Below are 17,434 nucleotides of genomic sequence, written 5' to 3'. Positions count from 1 at the left end.
GCTTGCCATCGCTGCTGCTGCGCTTTCCTCCCGTTCCGATCGATGCGGAGGATGCGCGTCTGCCTGCCGCCGCTGGTGAAGTCCACGTTCGACATCGAGCTTCTGCCCCTTGCTGAGTTACATCCCCAATCCGCTCATCATTCCGGTCGGCCTGATTGTCGGAATGCTCATTGCGGCCCCGGTCGGCCCTGTCAACGTTCTGTGCATCCAGCGGGCGATCGAACGCGGCTTTTGGGGCGGCATAGCGGCCGGCATCGGCTCGGTGACGGGAGACGCCCTGATCGCGTTGTGCGCTGGCCTGGGCGTCGGCTCAATCTCAGGCGTCGTCGAAACGCATCGCGCCGTGATCCAGGTGGTCGGCGGCGTCGCGCTGGTGGCGTTCGGAATGCGTCTTTATTTCAGTGCCCCGCGGCTCAAACTGGACACTGATGGTTCTTCTGCCCGTTTGAAGGATTTTGTCTGGGACATCCCGCAGACTTTTTTTCTGACGATCACCAATCCGGGAGCCGTCCTCGGGCTTTTCGCGGTTTTCGGAGGCATCAGCACGTTCGTCGAGGTTCACTCGACGATCGATGTGCTTCTTCTGGTAGCGGCAATTGCCAGTGGCAGTATGCTGTGGTGGGTCGCGCTCTCGAACCTGATCGGGCGCTACCGTCACCACATCGATCTGCGCATGCTCAACCGCATCAACCGGATCGCGGGCCTGCTGCTCGCGATCTTCGGTGCGGTGCTGATCGCTGAAGTCATCTGGAAGGCTGGACGTTTCTGACGCCGCTTCCCCGATTGCGGCGCTTTACTGGTCGCGCCGCGCCAGCGTGAATTCCCCCTCGACGACGCGCTTCTCCAGACCGCGCGTCAAATGAATGACGGCGTCCTCGCCATAGATCGCGACGAGATCGGTGAGCGCAGTGAACAGAGCCGCGTAGGCCATCTGCTGCGGCTCAACGCCGGTATCCACCCCTTCATCCCAAGCAGCGAGGATTAGATCGAGCGCCTTTAACGTCGGATTTTTCGTATCGAGATCCTCGAAACACTGCATACCGTTTACAATCCTTCCCTCAACCCTGACCGCCACGCACGGGCGGCCCCCATCCATTGTCACCTAGCACGACAATTTGCGGTAGGTCGTAGCTGCCACTATTCACAGTAAACCGGCGAGAAACGATATGCGCCTCTCGCGACCGGCTTCACTGACGTTTAGTTGGGGAAAGCCTTCAGCATCCCATCCGAAAGCTCAGACCCTTCCGACAGAAATCGCGTGATGGCCGTTTGTGCCGACGGGCTGCAGGTATTGTAGGTTCGGCTGTAGCTGCGATACCCCTGGTTGAAGGCGCGCGTGAGTTTCGCGCGTCGCAGCGCCGTCGAACCTTCGGCATTCATCAAGTCATGCATGCGGTCGCGCCAGTATTGGCCTTCGTTGGCACCGCAGAGTTCGCGAAGATAGTGAATGGCGCCCAGAATTTCGGAAAGCCGCATCAGGCGGTCGTCATAGGGCTTGCTGTCGGATGCTGCGAATGCTTGCCCGCCGACTGCTGACAGGGCCAGCATCAGCATAACAAGGTATTGGCAGAGCTTGCGGCAGTGGCGTTTCACGCGGGCGTCCAACACGTTGAGGTTCGCTCAATCAAAGCCGTCCCTGGCGGCGAATCCGTCAACGCTTATAGTCCGGAATCATAAGGCATCAAAAGGACGGCCCTTCGTGTGTGCGCGCTACAGTCTGATATCTTCACCGGAAGCTGTGCGCGCATTCTTCGATGCACCGGCCGTTGACGATTTCCCGCCACGCTACAACATCGCGCCAACACAACCCGTTCTGATTGCACGCAACGATCTCAAGGGCTTTTCCGAGCTTCGGCTGGTGCGCTGGGGTCTGATCCCGTCATGGGTACGCGACCCGGCGGCGTTGCGTGCGCCATTGATCAACGCCCGTGCTGAGACGGCTGCCGAAAAACCAGCCTTTCGCGGCGCGCTGCGCCATCGCCGCTGTCTCATTCCAGCGACCGGCTTCTACGAGTGGAGCGGCAAGCGATCGGCGCGGCGGCCGCATCTTATCCGTTTGAAAGACCAAGATTTTTTTGCCTTGGCCGGGTTGTGGGAAGACTGGCTCGGTGCCGACGGCAGCGAGATCGAGACGGTGACGATCCTGACGACCGCTGCAAACGCTGATATGGCGCCGATCCATGACCGCATGCCTGTGATCATCACGCCAGAAAACTTTGAGCGCTGGCTCGACTGCCGCTCGGGCACGGCTGAGCATATCCTCGACCTGATGAAGCCTTTCGCCGCCGGGCTCCTCACCATCACGCCCGTCAACCCCGCACTTAATGATGTTCGCGCCGAAGGCCCCGACCTTCAGACACCAGCGGCCTTTGGTCCGCTACTTTAAGAGCAGACCTTCTTGGCAACGGATTGGGAGGGAATTGCTGTGTATCTGCCGCTTGCGACTCGCCCCCGAAATGAAACGGCGCTAACCTAAATGCTGTCTTAAAAGTCAAGACCTTGCCGACATAGGCAAGTACATAGCTTCGACGCGGTTGGGGTGTTTGGGTTTGCGAGGCGCGCGGCGACGGACGGCGCGGAGCGACAGAGGGGAGACGACGACATGGCGTATCACGGCGAGGATCTCGATCTCAGGACGTCGCAGACCTGGACACCAAGCGAGGTCATTCAGCCGGCCGAGGCGGCACTGTCGAACGGTAAGCGCGGGTCGCTTCTTGCCGGTCCTGTGCTGGTCGATGACACCGTTCTTGCCTGCTTCAATCAAGCCTATGACATCGCCGCAGCGCATCGCGCCGGAGAGGTTCGCGTCGAACATCTCTTGAATGCCATGACGCGCCTTGATGCCTCTGCGGCAGCCCTAGAAACACATGGCATCCGCGTCGTCGCCCTGAAACGCGAGACGGCGGCGATCATCGCGGGCGATATTCCGGCGATGCCGGGAAGTGGCCCGGTTTCCCCGCGCCGCGCGGAAGATTTGGCGGAAGTGCTGAAGTTTTCAGTTGCGCTCGCAGCACGTCGCAACACGGCGGTATCGGTCGACGACCTTTTACAAGTCCTCTTCGATCACCGCGGCGAATTCGGCGCCTCGGAACTGCTTTTGCGCTTTGTCGCGCGCGCCGAACCATTGCCGCCGCTGACGCGCCCTGAGCCCCGCTATGCGGCGCCACCGCGTTATGCGGTCGATTACGGGCGTCCCCTTTATCGCAACGAATATCTCGGCACTCAAACAGATGCGCTGCAGAATTCTCGCATTGAATCGCTCGAACAAGCTGTGCGGGCGCTGGGGCAGGATCTCTCCAACGAGCGGCACGCCATCGCGAGCCTTGTACGGGACTTCGCGCGCGATACCGTCGCCCACCAAGACGATCAGGGCCGCACCCACGCACTGCTGATCGACCGGATCGGCTCGCTCGAATCTGCGTTTCGCGAAGGGGGCGCCGCCGGTCCCGTCGCCGTCGTTGACACGTCAGGGCTCGTCGCAAAACTCGGCGACATCGAAGCCGCGCTTGAGCTTCGCCTTCAGGAGATGTCGCAGTCGTGGTCGGTGCTTTCGACGCGGCTGCAGGAACTGGAAGAGGCGATAAAGCAACGCCCTATCCAGACAGAAGGCGGCACCGCGCTCGAAGACATTCGTCAGGCCGTTGATTTGAAGCCAATCAGCGATCGCCTCGACATCATCGAAGAGGCGGTCCTCGGTAGCCATCAGAGCGGCTTCGTCGAATTGGGCGATCGCCTGTCCCGCCTCGAAGACGGCGTCGGCCAAGTCCTCGCGACGCCGACGGGCGATGGACGAACCGATGAAATCATCGGCGGCATCGACCGCATCCACGGACTGTGGGGCAACATCGAAGGCCTGTCGGGCAACGTCGCGAGCCTTGCAGGAAACCTTGAAAGCCTGACGGGGAACGTCGCCGGTCTATCGGAAAAGTTCGACGGCCTTTCCGGCAAGGTGGATACGCACTCAGGCTCGCTGACCGAGCTTCTCACCAATCTGTCGGAACGGGTGAAGGGTGCCGAAAGCGCGATCGCTGCCGAGATCGAAACGGCCGCGGCTAAGCATCAAGCCTACACGCAGGACCTCACCGAGGTTCATGAAGCGCTTCTCAAGGTCAATCAGAACCAGCACACGCTCGCCGGCGCGATGGATCAATGGCGCACCGATTCCGCAAGCGACGTCGCGGCCATCATGAACCGGCTCGGTGAGATCGACCGCGATACCGCGCTTCCGGCTGAGACCCTGAGCGCGTTGAACACGCACATGGACCAGATGAACAAGTTCATCATCGAGCGGTATCATCGCCGTCATCGGTTCATGTACTGGCTGTTCGGCACCGACGATTGGATCAGCGCCAGCTGGCCCTCGACGAAGGCGAAAATCGAGACGGATCAGCATCGCCTCAAGGTCGTCGAGCAAACGAAGGCCTAACAGCATCCTTCGTCCCATTCTGGAACACGTATTCACCATGCTTTGATTAAAGGCCTTGAGCCTGGCGGCACCCGCGTGGTCTCATTAACGAAGCGTTAACCGGCTTTGTTTGGGGGGCAGGAATGTTGCGTCGGTACCTGATCACGAACGGAATCAGCACGGCATTGCTATATGGCGGCATCTACGCTGCCATTCCCTCCATCGTGCATGCTTTGGGGTCGGTGCAGGACGCATTCAACGGGTTCGTGGCGCAAAGCCCGATCCTCGCACCGCTCGTCAATAAGATCGTTGTGATGGTCAGCAGCCTCTAGGGCTGCTCACGAGGCGCTGCCGCCCGCCGCAACCGGTCGTTGATAGCTTCGCCGAGGCCCTTCTGAGGAATAGGCGTCACCGCGATGGAGTCCGCCCCGGAGGCATCGAGCGTACGCAGCGTCGCAAAAAGATTTGCCGCCGCCTCGATCAAGTCGCCGCCCTCGCTGATGTTGACGAAGGCGCGTGCCGGTTGCTCCGAGATCGCACCGAACGCCATCACTGCTTCGCTCGGTTTCCACTCATAGGCATTCAGACGCAAACGCGCGCGTGGCGCATAGTGGCTCGCAAGCTGCCCCGGTGACGTGAGATGATCGCCTGCTTCTTCGCGCCGTAGCAGGCGCTCTCCGATAACTTCTTCGATTGCTTCCGCGGGGATGGCGCCGGGACGCAACAGCACCGGTGCACCGTCGACAAGACTGACCACCGTTGACTCGAGCCCGAGTTTCGTCGGGCCGTCATCAAGAATGAGCGCGGCCTTGCCGCCGATGTCGGCCGCAACATGCTCGGCGCGTGTCGCGCTGACGTGCCCCGAGCGATTGGCGGACGGGGCCGCCAGCGGACGATGGGCTTCCGCGAGAAGCGCGCGTGCAACCGGATGATCAGGAGACCGCAGTGCGACGGTCGGAAGTCCTGCCGAGACGAGCTGACTGACGTCTGTCGTCTCGGTGCGCGGCACCACGAGCGTCAAAGGACCGGGCCAGAACGCCTCTATCAGACGACGCGCAGCAGGCGAAAGCACGCCGATGATGAGTGCCTGCTCCAGTCCGAGAACATGTACGATAAGCGGATTGAAAATCGGCCGGCCCTTGGCTTCGAAAATGCGAGCGACCGCTTCACCATTGGTCGCGTCGGCACCGAGTCCGTAGACGGTTTCAGTCGGAAATGCGACGAGCGCACCCGCTCGGATCATTTGTCCGGCTTCGGCAATCCATTCTTTGTTGGCGGGTACGATCCTGCCCAGCATTTGGTATGTCACCTGGTTTGCTTGTACTTTCGTTCGGCTTAGTGTCCTGATGCAAAACCGAACGGCACCGAGAGACGATCCATGACCTATCAGGCTCCCCTAGACGACATTGTCTTTGCCCTCGAGACGGTGGCGGGCCTCAGCGATATGGGCGCTCGCGGCCTCTATCCGGGGCTTGACCGCGAGACGATAATCGCAGTCATCCAAGAGGCAGGAAATTTCGGCGCCGAGGTCCTAGCACCTTTGAACGCAATAGGCGACCGTATCGGCTCCAAGCTCATTGACGGAAAGGTGACAACCCCTCCGGGCTTCGCCGAGGCCTATCAGGCGTTCGTCGCGGGCGGCTGGAGCACGCTGCCATGCTCGGAGGCATACGGCGGCCAGGATTTGCCCGAAATCGCCGCCACACCTGTCGGCGAAATTTGGAACGCTGCGAATGTGTCTTTCGGTCTCTGCCCGCTTCTGACGCAGGGTGCCATTCATGCCATCGAAGCGGGCGGCAGCGAGGCTCTGAAAGCGAAATATCTCCCCAAAATGGTGGCGGGCGAATGGACCGGCACCATGAACCTGACCGAGCCGCACGCGGGCTCCGATCTGAGCCCGCTCTCGACGCGTGCGGTGCCGCAAGGCGATGGTACGTACCGCATCACCGGCACAAAGATTTTCATCACCTGGGGTGAGCATGGGATGGCTGAGAATATCATCCATCTCGTCCTCGCGCGCCTGCCGGACGCGCCGCCCGGAACGCGCGGCATCTCGCTGTTTCTCGTGCCTAAATATCTCGTCGGCGATGACGGTTCGCTCGGCGAGCGCAACGACGTCATCTGTGCCGGTGTCGAACATAAGCTCGGCATCATGGCGAGCCCAACCTGTGTAATGAAGTTCGGCGAGAACGGCGGTGCGATCGGATATCTGGTCGGCGAAGAAAACCGCGGCCTGGCAAACATGTTCGTGATGATGAACGCCGCCCGGCTCGGTGTCGGCGCGCAAGGCGTGGGCGTTGCGGAAAGCGCGACGCAGCATGCAGTCACCTACGCCAAGGAACGTCTTCAGGGCAAAAGTTTCGCGGCCAAAGATCCCGGCAGCATGAGCCCGATCATCGAGCACGCCGACGTGCGCCGCATGCTGCTGACGATGAAATCTCTGACGCAGGCCGCCCGCATGCTCTGTTACGCGACGGCCAAGGAACTCGACGTCGCCCATCGCGCGACAGTTGAAAAAGAACGTGTCGCAGCCCGCAATCGCGCCGCTCTGCTGACGCCGCTCGCAAAAGCCTTCTCTACCGATATTGCCAACGAGGTTGCTTCTCTCGGCGTTCAAGTGCATGGCGGCATGGGCTTCGTCGAAGAGACGGGGGCTGCGCAATTCCTGCGTGATGCGCGAATCCTGCCGATCTACGAAGGCACGAACGGCATCCAGGCCATCGACCTCGTCACGCGCAAGCTGACGCTCGACGGCGGCTCTGCGATGACGAGCCTGCTCGGTGAACTCGGCGCCATTATCGCCGCCGTGCGCGCTGCAAAACGCGGCGAGTTCGGTCACATGACGGAACGCTTGATGGAAGGCTTGAGTGCGCTTCAAACGGCCACCCTCTGGATGGCGCAAATGCTTCCCGGTAATCAAGAAAAGGCGCTGGCGTCGGCAACGCCCTATCTGCGGCTCATGAGCCTCGTCACGGGCGGCACATACCTCGCGAAGGGTGCCCTCGCGAAAGACGCTGCATCGCCCTACATCGTAATCGCGCGGTTCTTCGCCGAAAATATTCTGACCGAAGCCCGCGGTCTGTCTGATGCCGTGCAACACGGCGCAGATGCCGTGCTGGTCGATGCGCATGGAGCGGTGTTCGCATGACAGCAGAAATCGCAATCTGGCGCGATGGCCCCGTCCAGATTCTCCGCATCGCTCGACCTGAGAAGAAAAACGCGCTGACGGGCGCCATGTACGGCACGCTCGCCGATGCCATCGAAGCGGGAGACGCGGACGATACGATTGCGGCGCACATTCTCACCGGCTCGGGCGGCGTGTTTACGGCTGGCAATGACATCGGCGACTTTCTTGCCACAGCGCGCGGCACCGGTGGCCTCGACGAGAATGTCGTGCGCTTCATCCGCCTATTGCCGGTCGTCAAGAAGCCGCTGATCGCCGCCGTCGATGGCAACGCCATTGGCATCGGCACGACGCTGCTGTTCCATTGCGATCTTGTCTACGCCGCGCCGGACGCGACGTTCGCCACTCCGTTTCTTGATCTCGGTGTGGTGCCTGAAGCCGCCTCAAGCCTGCTGATGCCGGCCCGCATGGGCTACACGCGGGCCTTCGCCATGTTGGCGCTCGGCGATCCGTTGTCAGCCGACGATGCGCTCGCTGCCGGTTTCGTCAACGCCATCGTGCCTGCAAGCGATCTTGAAGCCACCGCGCTCGCCGCCGCCAAGCGGCTCTCCGCCAAACCGCCGGAAGCGCTAGCCGTTGCGCGCCGCCTGATGCGTGGCGACCCGGAGATAATTCTTGCCCGCATGGACGAAGAGGTTGCGGCCTTCCGCGAACGCCTGCGCTCGCCGGAAGCCGTCGAAGCTTTCACGGCCTTTTTCGAGAAACGCCCGCCGAATTTCCGCAAACCCGTATAATTCGGAAATCCCGAGCCTCAGTCTTTACTGTTTAAGCAATCGAAGTCACCCCTTACCTAGGGTCCGCCAAGAGATTAGGCTACCCCCGGTCTGGCGTCGGAATGAGAGCAGTGGCATGGCGGCACTCAAGGGCAAGACTCTCTTCATTACGGGCGCGAGCCGCGGTATCGGATTGGCCATCGCGAAAAGAGCGGCCCGCGACGGCGCCAACATTGCCATCGCGGCCAAGACGGTCGACCCCAATCCCAAGCTCGAAGGTACGATTCATTCGGCCGCAAAAGAGATCGAAGCGGAGGGCGGCTCGGCGCTCGCGCTCGAATGCGATATTCGCAACGAAGGGGATGTCGAACGCGCCGTCGCGCTAACGGTTGAACGTTTCGGCGGCATCGACATTTGCGTCAATAACGCCAGCGCCATATCGCTGACGCCGATTGAAAAGACCGAGCTCAAGCGGTTCGATCTGATGTTCGCAGTGAACACGCGCGGAACGTTTCTGACCTCGAAGATCTGCCTGCCGCATCTGAAGCGCGCTGAAAATCCACACATTCTCGCATTGTCGCCGCCGCTCGATATGCATCCCAAATGGTTCTCGGGCCACGTCGCGTATTCGATTGCCAAGTACGGTATGAGCCTTTGCGTGCTCGGTCTCGCCGACGAATTGAAGCCCAATGGCATTGCCGTCAATGCTCTCTGGCCGCGTACGACCATTGCTACGGCTGCCGTGCAGAATATTCTAGGCGGCGATAAGCTAATGCGCATGAGCCGGACGCCAGCAATCGTGGCCGACGCGGCCCACCTTGTTTTTAACCAACCGGCGAAGACATTCACCGGAAACTTTCTGATCGACGATACGTTTCTTTATGATGTGGGCGGCGTCACAGACTTTGGATCCTATCGCATCGACAAGTCGGTGCCGCTGGCGCCGGACTTCTTCGTTCCTGCAGACAGCAAACCGCCGCCTGGCGTGCAGATCGCGCGACTTTCGGAATTGACCTCATAACGCTTCAGAGCCACCCTCGCGATAAATGACGACGGTCCTGATCACCCATCCGGCTTTTCTGGAACACGATACCGGCGAGCATCATCCCGAGCGGCCGGACCGGATGCGGGCGATCGACAAGGCGCTTTCTGCTGCAGTCTTCGACGAGCTTTTTCATCGCGACGCGCCGCTGCGTGAGGATGACAAAACCTATATCGCAATGACGCACGGGCCAGCGCACCTCGCTAACGTGACAGCCGCTATCGAGCATATTGATGGCGGGGCGCGCCATGTCGATTCCGATACCGTCGCGTCTGCCGGCACCTGGGAGGCCGCGCGCCGCGCCGTCGGCGCCGGTCTCGATGCCGTCGATCTCGTCATGGAAGGCAAAGTCACGAACGCCTTCTGTCAGGTCCGTCCGCCCGGCCATCACGCCGAGAGCAATCGCGCGATGGGCTTCTGTTTTTTCAATAACATCGCGATCGCAGCGCATTATGCTCGCGCGAAGTACGGCGCCGAGCGTGTCGCCGTCGTCGATTTCGACGTCCACCACGGCAACGGTACGCAGGAAATTTTCTGGTCCGATAAAGACCTGTTCTACGGCTCGACGCATCAGATGCCGCTCTTCCCCGGTACGGGTGCATTGAACGAGACCGGCGTCGGCAATATATTCAACGCGCCGCTGCGCTCCGGCGACGGGCGCGAGGCATTCGAAGAGGCGTTCCGCAGCCGCATTCTGACGCCTCTCCACAATTTCAGCCCCGATGTGCTGCTGATCTCTGCAGGCTTCGATGCGCATCAGCGCGATCCGCTTGCCGGGCTCGAACTTGTCGAGGAGGATTTTCGCTGGGCGACTGAAGCGCTCGCAGAGATGGCGCGGCGCCATGCAAAAGGGCGAATCGTGTCGATGCTCGAAGGCGGGTACGATCTGAAGGGGCTTGCCCTATCGACCGCCGCCCACGTAAAGGCATTGCTGGACGCAGACGTCTGAGCGGAATTTCGGTACATCCGCCCGTTTGCGCCACGAAAGCAGGACGATTATGACGACGACCAAACCGGCTCCGGCAAAAAGCTTTGCTGACATCAAGGAGATGACCTTCGAACGCGCCTTAAAGGAGCTGGAGGTCATTGTCGGCAAGCTTGAACGCGGCGACGTCGAGCTTGAAGAAAGCATTGAAATTTATGAGCGCGGCGAAGCATTGCGCGATCATTGCGACAGACTGCTGAAAGCAGCCGAGGCCAAGGTCGAAAAGTTGACGCTCGGCGCTGACGGCACGCCGTCAGGCACTGCCCCACTCGACAAGAACGGCGATGCGCCATTTTGAGGCGTCATTCCGCTTTGGCGGTTCGGCCGTCAACTGGTTTTTTAAACGTCTGCGGCACGCGGGCGCATTACATCCGGTCCATAGCAGCGCTCTTTGGGGGATCGAAGATAGCCCAAAGGCATGCTAGCGTCCCTTTCGCACGGCCTGTCTCGGGCGCTTTTGGTCTAATGCCGATCGCCGCATCAAGGTTTTATTGTGAGCAAGACACCATTACTCGATAAAATTGCGACGCCGCACGAACTGCGTCAGTTGTCGGAAGATCAGCTGCCTCGGCTTGCGGCCGAGCTTCGCGACGAGATGATTGACGCCGTTTCGGTGACGGGCGGCCATCTTGGTGCGGGTCTTGGCGTCATCGAGCTGACGGTGGCGCTGCACTGGGTCTTCAACACCCCGGACGATCGTCTGATCTGGGACGTCGGCCATCAGGCTTATCCCCATAAAATTTTGACCGGCCGCCGCGATCGGATTCGCACCTTGCGCCAGCCCGGCGGTTTGGCTGGGTTCACCAATCGCGAGGAGAGCGTCTACGATCCTTTCGGGGCCGGGCACTCGTCCACATCCATTTCCGCAGCACTCGGCATGGCCGTTGCGCGCGACCTGACCGGCAAGTCGAACAACGTCATCGCCGTCATCGGTGATGGCGCGATGAGCGCCGGCATGGCCTACGAAGCGATCAACAACGCCGGTGCCCGCAGCGAACGCTTGATCGTCGTGCTCAACGACAACGATATGTCGATTGCGCCGCCGACTGGCGCGCTCTCGGCTTATCTCGCACGTGTGACGTCGAGCGGCGCTTACGTTCACCTTCGCGACTACGCCAAGCAGCTCGCCAAAATGCTTCCGAAGGCGTGGGAACGCCGCGCCGCGCGCGTTGAAGAATATACGCGTCATCTGTGGCAGGGCGGCGCTTGGTTCGAAGAACTCGGCTTTTATTACGTCGGCCCAATCGACGGTCACAACTTCGAGCAGCTTTTGCCCGTTCTGAAGAACGTCCGTGATCTGGAGCAGGGGCCGATCCTCGTCCACGTCGTCACGCAGAAGGGCAAGGGCTACGCACCAGCCGAAGCGTCGCCCGATAAATATCACGGCGTGAATAAGTTCAACGTTGTGACGGGCGCACAGGACAAGCCGAAGCCGAATGCGCCGAGCTACACGAAGGTGTTCGCCGATAGCCTGATTGCTGAAGCGCGAAAGGATAAGCGCGTCGTCGCGATTACCGCCGCGATGCCGTCCGGTACGGGGCTTGACTATTTTGGCAAGGAATTTCCCGATCGCACGTTCGATGTCGGCATCGCTGAGCAGCATGCCGTCACGTTCGCGGCAGGACTCGCGGCGGAGGGTTATAAGCCTTTCACGGCAATCTACTCGACCTTCCTGCAGCGCGCCTACGATCAGGTCGTGCACGACGTCGCGATTCAGAAGCTGCCTGTCCGCTTCGCGATTGACCGCGCTGGTCTCGTCGGCGCCGACGGCGCAACGCATGCCGGATCATTCGACGTCGCCTATCTCGCCTGCCTTCCGGATTTCGTCATCATGGCGGCGGCCGACGAAGCCGAACTCGTCCACATGGTCGCGACCCAGGCACAGATCGACGATCGCCCGAGCGCGCTGCGCTATCCGCGCGGCGAGGGCGTCGGCGTAGAGCTTCCGGCCGAAGGCATTCCGCTCGAAATCGGCAAGGGCCGTATCGTGCGGCAAGGCTCGAAGGTCGCGTTGCTTTCACTTGGCACCCGGCTCGCGGAGTGTCTGAAGGCGGCCGATCAGCTCGCGAGCTTCGGCCTGTCGACGACCGTCGCCGACGCACGCTTTGCAAAACCGCTGGACGAGGGCCTCATTCGCGACCTCGCAGCCAATCACGAAGTCCTGGTGACCGTGGAGGAAGGCTCCATCGGCGGTTTCGGCAGCCACGTTCTGCAGTTTCTCTCGAACGCGGGCTTGCTGGATCGCGGCCTTCGCGTCCGTCCCAAAGTTTTGCCCGATGTCTTCATCGACCATGGCAAACCCGAAGCCATGTACGAAGCCGCACGGCTTAATGCCTCAGGCATCGTCGAGACGGTCTTTGCTGCCCTTGGCCGCGCAGACATGCTAAGCGAGCGGGCATGACGCGCACATCTGCGCGTTAACCAGCTCGCCGTTCGGGAGAACAAACATGCACGCGCTCGTCAGCTTGGCCGCACGGGTACTTCTGTCCGCCATTTTCGTCACAGCAGGGATCAACAAGGTTTCGGGCTACGCGCAGACCCAGGCGTACATGGAATCGCACGGCTTGCCTGGCAACCTGCTGCCGCTCGTCATCGCACTTGAGGTCATCGGCGGCCTTGCCGTGCTGTTAGGTGTCTTCTCTCGTTATGCCGGTTTGGCGCTCTCCGCTTTCTGCTTGGCTGCAGCTGCCGTCTTCCATAGCAACTTCGCCGACCAGGCCCAGATGACGAACTTCATGAAGAACGTCTGCATGGCAGGCGGCTTTCTTCTCCTGTTCGCGAATGGCTCAGGCCGTTACGCCATCCGGCCTGACTGACGCTGGCGTTTGACTGATGGCCCAGTGATGCGCCTGGATCAGATGCTCGTGAACCGCGGATTAGCGCCGTCGCGCGCCCGCGCTCAGGATCTGATCAAGCGCGGGTTCGTCTCGGTTGGTGGCACCGTGTGCAACAAGCCAGCCTACGACGTGAAAGGCGATCTCGCCGTCGCTGTTGCAGCGGAAGCGCCGGGTTATGTTTCGCGCGGCGCAGAAAAACTGGCAGCAGCGCTTGCACATTTCGGGTTCGATCCGACGGGGCGCACTGCGCTCGATATCGGCGCTTCGACCGGGGGCTTCACCGAGGTGCTTCTGGAACGGGGGGCACGGCGCGTTTATGCCGTCGACGTCGGCACCAGTCAGCTGCACGCGCGCTTGAAAGATGATCTACGCGTCGTTTCACTCGAAAATATCGATGCACGTGCGCTGACGCCAAACGAAATAACAGAGAGCGTTTCCGCCGTCGTGGTCGATGTCAGCTTCATATCCGTCACGAAGGTTTTGGGCACTGTTTTGCCGTTCGCTTCAGGCGGAGCTTGGGCTGTGATCCTCGTAAAGCCGCAGTTCGAAGTCGGCCGCGATAACGTCGGCAGCGGCGGCATCGTACGCGATGAAGCCGCGCGTCTGGGCGCGCTGGCCAGCGTCCGCGAATGGCTCGCCGCGCAGCCTGGTTGGATGGTCGTTGGCGATATGCCATCGCCCATTCTCGGTGGTTCCGGCAACGCCGAGTTCCTGCTCGGAGCGCGCTACGATGGCTGAGCGTGAATTCGTCATCAGTCGTCTCGGCGCGCAAGGCGATGGCATCGCCGAAGTCGATGGCCGGATGGTCTTCGTACCGTTCGCGCTGCCGCGAGAACGCATCGAAGCCGAAGTCGAAGGCGAGCGCGGGCGCCTCCTGCGTGTGCTCGAACCGAGCGCCGAACGCATCGCTCCGGTCTGCAAACATTTCGGCAAATGCGGCGGTTGCAGCGTGCAGCATTTGGCGTCGGACAGTTACGCGGCATGGAAACGCGATCTCGTCGTCAACGCCTTTCAAGCGCGCGGCCTCGAACCCGAGGTCGATCAATTGCAGCGCACCGCCGGGCGCCGTCGCCGTGCGGCGCTCAAGGCGATCCGTTCGCAGTTTGGCGTCGAGCTTGGCTTCCACGAGGCCGCCTCTCACGATCTCGTGGCCATCGAAGAATGTCCGGTGCTTGAACCGAAGATCGTTGCGGCATTGCCGGCTGTAGGAAAACTGATCGCGCCGCTGCTGCCGAAACGCGGTGAGGCGCGCGTCACGATCACGCTCACGAGGTCTGGCCTAGATGTCGAAGTCGATGGCACGGAACGCAAACTGTCGCCGGAAATCCGAACCGGACTTGCGTCCGCGGCGAGCGCGATGGGACTCGCACGTCTCGTCGTGGCCGGCGATGTCGTCGTCGAAACGCTACCCCCCTTCCTGTCATTCAGCTCCGTGGAAGTTCCGTTGCCACCGGCCGTATTCGTTCAAGCCGTTGAAGCCGCCGAGATCGAAATTGCTCACCGCATCGTCGCTGCGCTCGGAAAGACGAAAAAGGTTGCCGATCTCTTCTGCGGCCTCGGCGCCTTCACGTTTCCGATAGCAGCGAAGGCCCGCGTCTCCGCGTTCGACGGCAGCAAGGCCGCGGTGACGGCACTGGGCGACGGCGCAAAAAAAACATCTGGGCTAAAGCCAATTAGCGCCGTTGTTCGTGATCTCTTCCGCGATCCGCTATCGCCGCTGGAGCTCAATGAGCACGATGCTATCGTTTTCGATCCGCCACGTGCCGGGGCCGAAGCGCAGTCGCAGCGCTTGGCGCGCTCAAAGGTGAAGACTGTTATTGCGGTGTCCTGCAATCCCGCGACGCTCGCACGCGACGCGCGCCATCTCGTGGATGGCGGCTATAAGATTGAATCCGTTACGCCGGTTGATCAGTTCATTTATTCCACACACGTTGAGGTCGTCGCGGTCTTTCGCCGTTAGCGGCCGGCCAGAATACGATCGACGAAGGCCGGAACGATCTCGGTCGCATGACCGTAGATGGCTTCGTCGAATTGGCTCGCACCCTCCGACGGTTCGAGGTTGAGTTCCACCGTGCGCGCGCCGTGCTCACGCGCTTCCGCCACGAACCCGGCCGCCGGATAGACGTGCCCGCTAGTGCCAATCGACAGGAAAAGATCAGCCTCTCCAAGAAGCCCCGTGATCCGCCCCATCTGATAGGGCATCTCGCCAAACCAGACGACGTCCGGCCGCATTCCGCCCGGCAGCCCGCAATAGGGGCACGACGTATCGACCAGCAAATCGCCCTGCCACGGGACCCGATGCTTGCAGAACGTGCACAGCGCCTTGAACAGCTCGCCGTGCATATGAATGAGGGAACTCGATCCGGCGGCTTCATGCAGGGCATCGATATTCTGCGTAACGACGGTCACGCCGCCATGCTCGGCTTCGAGACGCGCCAAAGCGATGTGCGCAGCATTTGGCTTGATGCCGTGATGAGCGCGCCGCCGCGCATTATAGAAATTCAGCACGAGTGCCGGATCGCGTTGAAAACCGTCGGGCGTGGCGACGTCGCGCCAATCGTATTTCGCCCACATGCCGTTTGGATCACGAAACGTCGGGACGCCGCTTTCGGCCGACAGTCCCGCGCCAGTCAAAATGACGATCTTTGGATGCTGCGCGATGGGTCGGCCCTCGAAATTACCCGCCGATTTGGCCGCGATGCCGCAGGAAATGGTCCGCGAGCACAATCGCCATCATCGCCTCGCCCACCGGTACGGCGCGAATGCCGACGCACGGATCGTGGCGACCCTTTGTGATGAGTTCCGTCTCATGGCCTTGACGGTCAATCGTCCGGCGCGGCGTTAAAATCGAAGATGTCGGCTTAACCGCGAAACGGCAGACAATCGGCTGGCCGGTCGAAATGCCGCCAAGAATCCCGCCCGCGTGGTTCGACAGGAAATCCGGTGCACCGTCGTTGCCGATGCGGATTTCGTCCGCATTCTGCTCGCCCGTTAGCTCGGCAGCTGCCATGCCTTCGCCGATCTCGACGCCCTTGACGGCGTTGATCGACATCATCGCGCTGGCGAGGTCCTGATCGAGCTTGCCGTAGAGCGGTGCGCCCCAGCCGGCCGGCACGCCTTCCGCTACAACTTCGATAATGGCGCCGACGGACGAACCGGCCTTGCGCACCTTGTCGAGATAGTCGGCCCAATGCTCTGCCGCCTGCTTATCCGGAGAAAAGAACGGATTGTTGCCGACCTCGTCCCAATCCCAGTTGCCGCGATCGATTTTGATCTGCCCGATTTGCACCAGCGCGCCGCGAATCTTGACGCCAGGGATGACCTTCCGCGCTACGGCGCCAGCGGCCACACGCGACGCCGTTTCGCGCGCCGACGACCGCCCGCCGCCGCGATAGTCGCGAATGCCGTACTTGGCGTCGTAGGTGAAGTCGGCGTGGCCAGGACGGAACTTGTCCTTGATCTCGCCGTAGTCCTTCGAGCGCTGATCGGTATTTTCGATTTCGAGCGCGATGGGCGTTCCAGTCGTCACCTGTTTGCCCGCAGCATCGGCGAATACACCCGACAGGATTTTGACGGAGTCGGCCTCCTGCCGTTGGGTCGTGAAGCGCGACTGGCCGGGCTTGCGCTTATCCAGATAGGCCTGGATCTCACTGGCTTCGAGTGCGATGCCCGGCGGGCAGCCGTCGACGACGGCGCCGATAGCCGGGCCGTGGCTTTCGCCCCAGGTCGTCACGCGAAACAGATGTCCGAAAGTGTTGTGAGACATTGCCTGAAATATGCGGAATTGGCCCGATGGGCGCTGGATGGCTCTGCAACGATTGTTGCCGGGCTGCGTCACCGCTCTTCTTAGGTGGCTGGCGGGGTGGCGGCAAGAGCGCATCGCGGCCAAAGCCGCGTGACAACCTTCCGCGACGCAGATTAACTCGACGAAGTACTGCGTTCGTCGGCAGTTCCGTCGCCCTGACGATGGGACGAGGCAGGTGTGAGTCCGTATTTGACCGGCAACTCGGCCGAGCCCGCATCCGCTGCCCGAAAGCAGCCCGCGGCGCATCGCAGGATCGCATGTTGCGAAGGCGGTACGGACAGGTCGCTCATTCGAACGACTGCGCCGTATGCCATGTCTCATCCATTCCAGGGCGAACGTCTCTGTCGGCTCATAAAAGCCCATTCCTCTCGGATTGAGCCCCGGGTCGAGGGGGCTTTCAGCATGCACTCCTTATCGAGTGCCGAAGAGCCGGAGAGCCGCATCTCCGGCTCTTTTGCTCTGA

The 17,434-nt window shown here is 61.2% G+C and carries 18 protein-coding genes; 13 read left to right on the top strand and 5 right to left on the bottom strand.

Annotated elements, in window-relative coordinates:
- Positions 1-109 precede the first annotated feature (109 nt).
- Positions 110-769 (top strand): LysE family translocator, encoded by a 660-nt coding sequence (locus ACLB1Z_RS15600; RefSeq protein WP_409560653.1) that lies wholly within the window; start codon positions 110-112, stop codon positions 767-769.
- Between the two features lie 24 nt (positions 770-793).
- Here the strand turns inward: ACLB1Z_RS15600 and ACLB1Z_RS15595 are convergent, their stop codons facing one another.
- On the bottom strand, positions 794-1,039 hold the full coding sequence (locus ACLB1Z_RS15595) for a hypothetical protein (protein WP_013948581.1): 246 nt from the start codon (positions 1,037-1,039) through the stop codon (positions 794-796).
- Between the two features lie 158 nt (positions 1,040-1,197).
- The gene (locus ACLB1Z_RS15590; protein WP_013948580.1) at positions 1,198-1,593 is read right to left on the bottom strand and encodes a TIGR02301 family protein; all 396 of its coding nucleotides are present in this window, start codon (positions 1,591-1,593) and stop codon (positions 1,198-1,200) included.
- Positions 1,594-1,699: 106 nt separating this feature from the next.
- On the opposite strand from ACLB1Z_RS15590, the gene ACLB1Z_RS15585 reads away from it, so the two are divergent.
- The 3 genes from ACLB1Z_RS15585 to ACLB1Z_RS15575 all read left to right on the top strand — a co-directional run bounded on the left by ACLB1Z_RS15585 (position 1,700) and on the right by ACLB1Z_RS15575 (position 4,737).
- Positions 1,700-2,386, top strand: a complete 687-nt coding sequence (locus tag ACLB1Z_RS15585; RefSeq protein ID WP_409560652.1) for an SOS response-associated peptidase — start codon at positions 1,700-1,702, stop codon at positions 2,384-2,386.
- Between the two features lie 216 nt (positions 2,387-2,602).
- Positions 2,603-4,426, top strand: coding sequence for a Clp protease (locus ACLB1Z_RS15580; RefSeq protein ID WP_409560651.1), 1,824 nt, complete (start codon positions 2,603-2,605; stop codon positions 4,424-4,426).
- 122 nt (positions 4,427-4,548) lie between these two features.
- The gene (locus ACLB1Z_RS15575; RefSeq protein ID WP_409560650.1) at positions 4,549-4,737 is read left to right on the top strand and encodes a hypothetical protein; all 189 of its coding nucleotides are present in this window, start codon (positions 4,549-4,551) and stop codon (positions 4,735-4,737) included.
- Here ACLB1Z_RS15575 and ACLB1Z_RS15570 read toward each other — a convergent pair.
- Positions 4,734-5,702, bottom strand: a complete 969-nt coding sequence (locus ACLB1Z_RS15570; protein ID WP_409560649.1) for an L-threonylcarbamoyladenylate synthase — start codon at positions 5,700-5,702, stop codon at positions 4,734-4,736. The two genes, ACLB1Z_RS15575 and ACLB1Z_RS15570, sit on opposite strands and share 4 nt — an antisense overlap.
- A gap of 81 nt (positions 5,703-5,783) precedes the next feature.
- On the opposite strand from ACLB1Z_RS15570, the gene ACLB1Z_RS15565 reads away from it, so the two are divergent.
- The 9 genes from ACLB1Z_RS15565 (at position 5,784) to ACLB1Z_RS15525 (ending at position 15,126) form a co-directional block, all read left to right on the top strand.
- Positions 5,784-7,553: an acyl-CoA dehydrogenase gene (locus ACLB1Z_RS15565; RefSeq protein ID WP_409560648.1), complete on the top strand. Its 1,770-nt coding sequence runs from the start codon at positions 5,784-5,786 to the stop codon at positions 7,551-7,553.
- The gene (locus tag ACLB1Z_RS15560) at positions 7,550-8,323 is read left to right on the top strand and encodes a crotonase/enoyl-CoA hydratase family protein (RefSeq protein ID WP_409560647.1); all 774 of its coding nucleotides are present in this window, start codon (positions 7,550-7,552) and stop codon (positions 8,321-8,323) included. Before ACLB1Z_RS15565 ends, ACLB1Z_RS15560 begins: the two co-directional genes overlap by 4 nt.
- A 115-nt stretch (positions 8,324-8,438) precedes the next feature.
- The gene (locus ACLB1Z_RS15555) at positions 8,439-9,323 is read left to right on the top strand and encodes an SDR family oxidoreductase (RefSeq protein WP_409560646.1); all 885 of its coding nucleotides are present in this window, start codon (positions 8,439-8,441) and stop codon (positions 9,321-9,323) included.
- A gap of 25 nt (positions 9,324-9,348) precedes the next feature.
- Positions 9,349-10,293 (top strand): histone deacetylase family protein, encoded by a 945-nt coding sequence (locus ACLB1Z_RS15550; protein ID WP_409560645.1) that lies wholly within the window; start codon positions 9,349-9,351, stop codon positions 10,291-10,293.
- Positions 10,294-10,342: 49 nt separating this feature from the next.
- The gene (locus tag ACLB1Z_RS15545) at positions 10,343-10,627 is read left to right on the top strand and encodes an exodeoxyribonuclease VII small subunit (protein WP_409560644.1); all 285 of its coding nucleotides are present in this window, start codon (positions 10,343-10,345) and stop codon (positions 10,625-10,627) included.
- A gap of 195 nt (positions 10,628-10,822) precedes the next feature.
- Complete coding sequence (dxs, locus tag ACLB1Z_RS15540) at positions 10,823-12,730, top strand: 1-deoxy-D-xylulose-5-phosphate synthase (RefSeq protein WP_409560643.1); 1,908 nt, start codon at positions 10,823-10,825, stop codon at positions 12,728-12,730.
- A gap of 46 nt (positions 12,731-12,776) precedes the next feature.
- Positions 12,777-13,145 (top strand): DoxX family protein, encoded by a 369-nt coding sequence (locus tag ACLB1Z_RS15535; protein WP_409560642.1) that lies wholly within the window; start codon positions 12,777-12,779, stop codon positions 13,143-13,145.
- Positions 13,146-13,187: 42 nt separating this feature from the next.
- On the top strand, positions 13,188-13,904 hold the full coding sequence (locus tag ACLB1Z_RS15530; RefSeq protein WP_409563286.1) for a TlyA family RNA methyltransferase: 717 nt from the start codon (positions 13,188-13,190) through the stop codon (positions 13,902-13,904).
- A complete protein-coding gene (locus ACLB1Z_RS15525) occupies positions 13,897-15,126 on the top strand; it encodes a class I SAM-dependent RNA methyltransferase (RefSeq protein WP_409560641.1) in 1,230 nt (409 codons plus the stop codon). The genes ACLB1Z_RS15530 and ACLB1Z_RS15525 overlap by 8 nt, the downstream gene beginning before the upstream one ends.
- On the opposite strand, the gene ACLB1Z_RS15520 is transcribed toward ACLB1Z_RS15525, so the two are convergent.
- Both ACLB1Z_RS15520 and aroC read right to left on the bottom strand, forming a co-directional pair.
- Positions 15,123-15,809, bottom strand: coding sequence for an NAD-dependent deacylase (locus tag ACLB1Z_RS15520; RefSeq protein ID WP_409563285.1), 687 nt, complete (start codon positions 15,807-15,809; stop codon positions 15,123-15,125). The genes ACLB1Z_RS15525 and ACLB1Z_RS15520 overlap by 4 nt on opposite strands.
- 34 nt (positions 15,810-15,843) lie before the next feature.
- Positions 15,844-16,932: a chorismate synthase gene (gene aroC, locus ACLB1Z_RS15515; RefSeq protein WP_409560640.1), complete on the bottom strand. Its 1,089-nt coding sequence runs from the start codon at positions 16,930-16,932 to the stop codon at positions 15,844-15,846.
- Positions 16,933-17,434 lie beyond the last annotated feature (502 nt).

The organism is Hyphomicrobium sp. MC8b (assembly GCF_905067615.1).
Lineage (GTDB): Bacteria > Pseudomonadota > Alphaproteobacteria > Rhizobiales > Hyphomicrobiaceae > Hyphomicrobium_B.
This window is presented reverse-complemented; position numbering and strand designations above follow the sequence as displayed.

Excerpts from the sequence above, each read along its gene's own strand:
- ACLB1Z_RS15525 (WP_409560641.1), top strand. The coding sequence starts at position 13,897 with ATGGCTGAGCGTGAATTCGTCATCAGTCGTCTCGGCGCGCAAGGCGAT.
- ACLB1Z_RS15535 (WP_409560642.1), top strand. The coding sequence starts at position 12,777 with ATGCACGCGCTCGTCAGCTTGGCCGCACGGGTACTTCTGTCCGCCATT.
- ACLB1Z_RS15545 (WP_409560644.1), top strand. The coding sequence starts at position 10,343 with ATGACGACGACCAAACCGGCTCCGGCAAAAAGCTTTGCTGACATCAAG.
- ACLB1Z_RS15555 (WP_409560646.1), top strand. The coding sequence starts at position 8,439 with ATGGCGGCACTCAAGGGCAAGACTCTCTTCATTACGGGCGCGAGCCGC.
- ACLB1Z_RS15560 (WP_409560647.1), top strand. The coding sequence starts at position 7,550 with ATGACAGCAGAAATCGCAATCTGGCGCGATGGCCCCGTCCAGATTCTC.
- ACLB1Z_RS15575 (WP_409560650.1), top strand. The coding sequence starts at position 4,549 with ATGTTGCGTCGGTACCTGATCACGAACGGAATCAGCACGGCATTGCTA.
- ACLB1Z_RS15595 (WP_013948581.1), bottom strand. The coding sequence starts at position 1,039 with ATGCAGTGTTTCGAGGATCTCGATACGAAAAATCCGACGTTAAAGGCG.
- ACLB1Z_RS15570 (WP_409560649.1), bottom strand. The coding sequence starts at position 5,702 with ATGCTGGGCAGGATCGTACCCGCCAACAAAGAATGGATTGCCGAAGCC.
- ACLB1Z_RS15530 (WP_409563286.1), top strand. The coding sequence starts at position 13,188 with ATGCTCGTGAACCGCGGATTAGCGCCGTCGCGCGCCCGCGCTCAGGAT.
- aroC (WP_409560640.1), bottom strand. The coding sequence starts at position 16,932 with ATGTCTCACAACACTTTCGGACATCTGTTTCGCGTGACGACCTGGGGC.
- ACLB1Z_RS15550 (WP_409560645.1), top strand. The coding sequence starts at position 9,349 with ATGACGACGGTCCTGATCACCCATCCGGCTTTTCTGGAACACGATACC.
- ACLB1Z_RS15580 (WP_409560651.1), top strand. The coding sequence starts at position 2,603 with ATGGCGTATCACGGCGAGGATCTCGATCTCAGGACGTCGCAGACCTGG.
- ACLB1Z_RS15565 (WP_409560648.1), top strand. The coding sequence starts at position 5,784 with ATGACCTATCAGGCTCCCCTAGACGACATTGTCTTTGCCCTCGAGACG.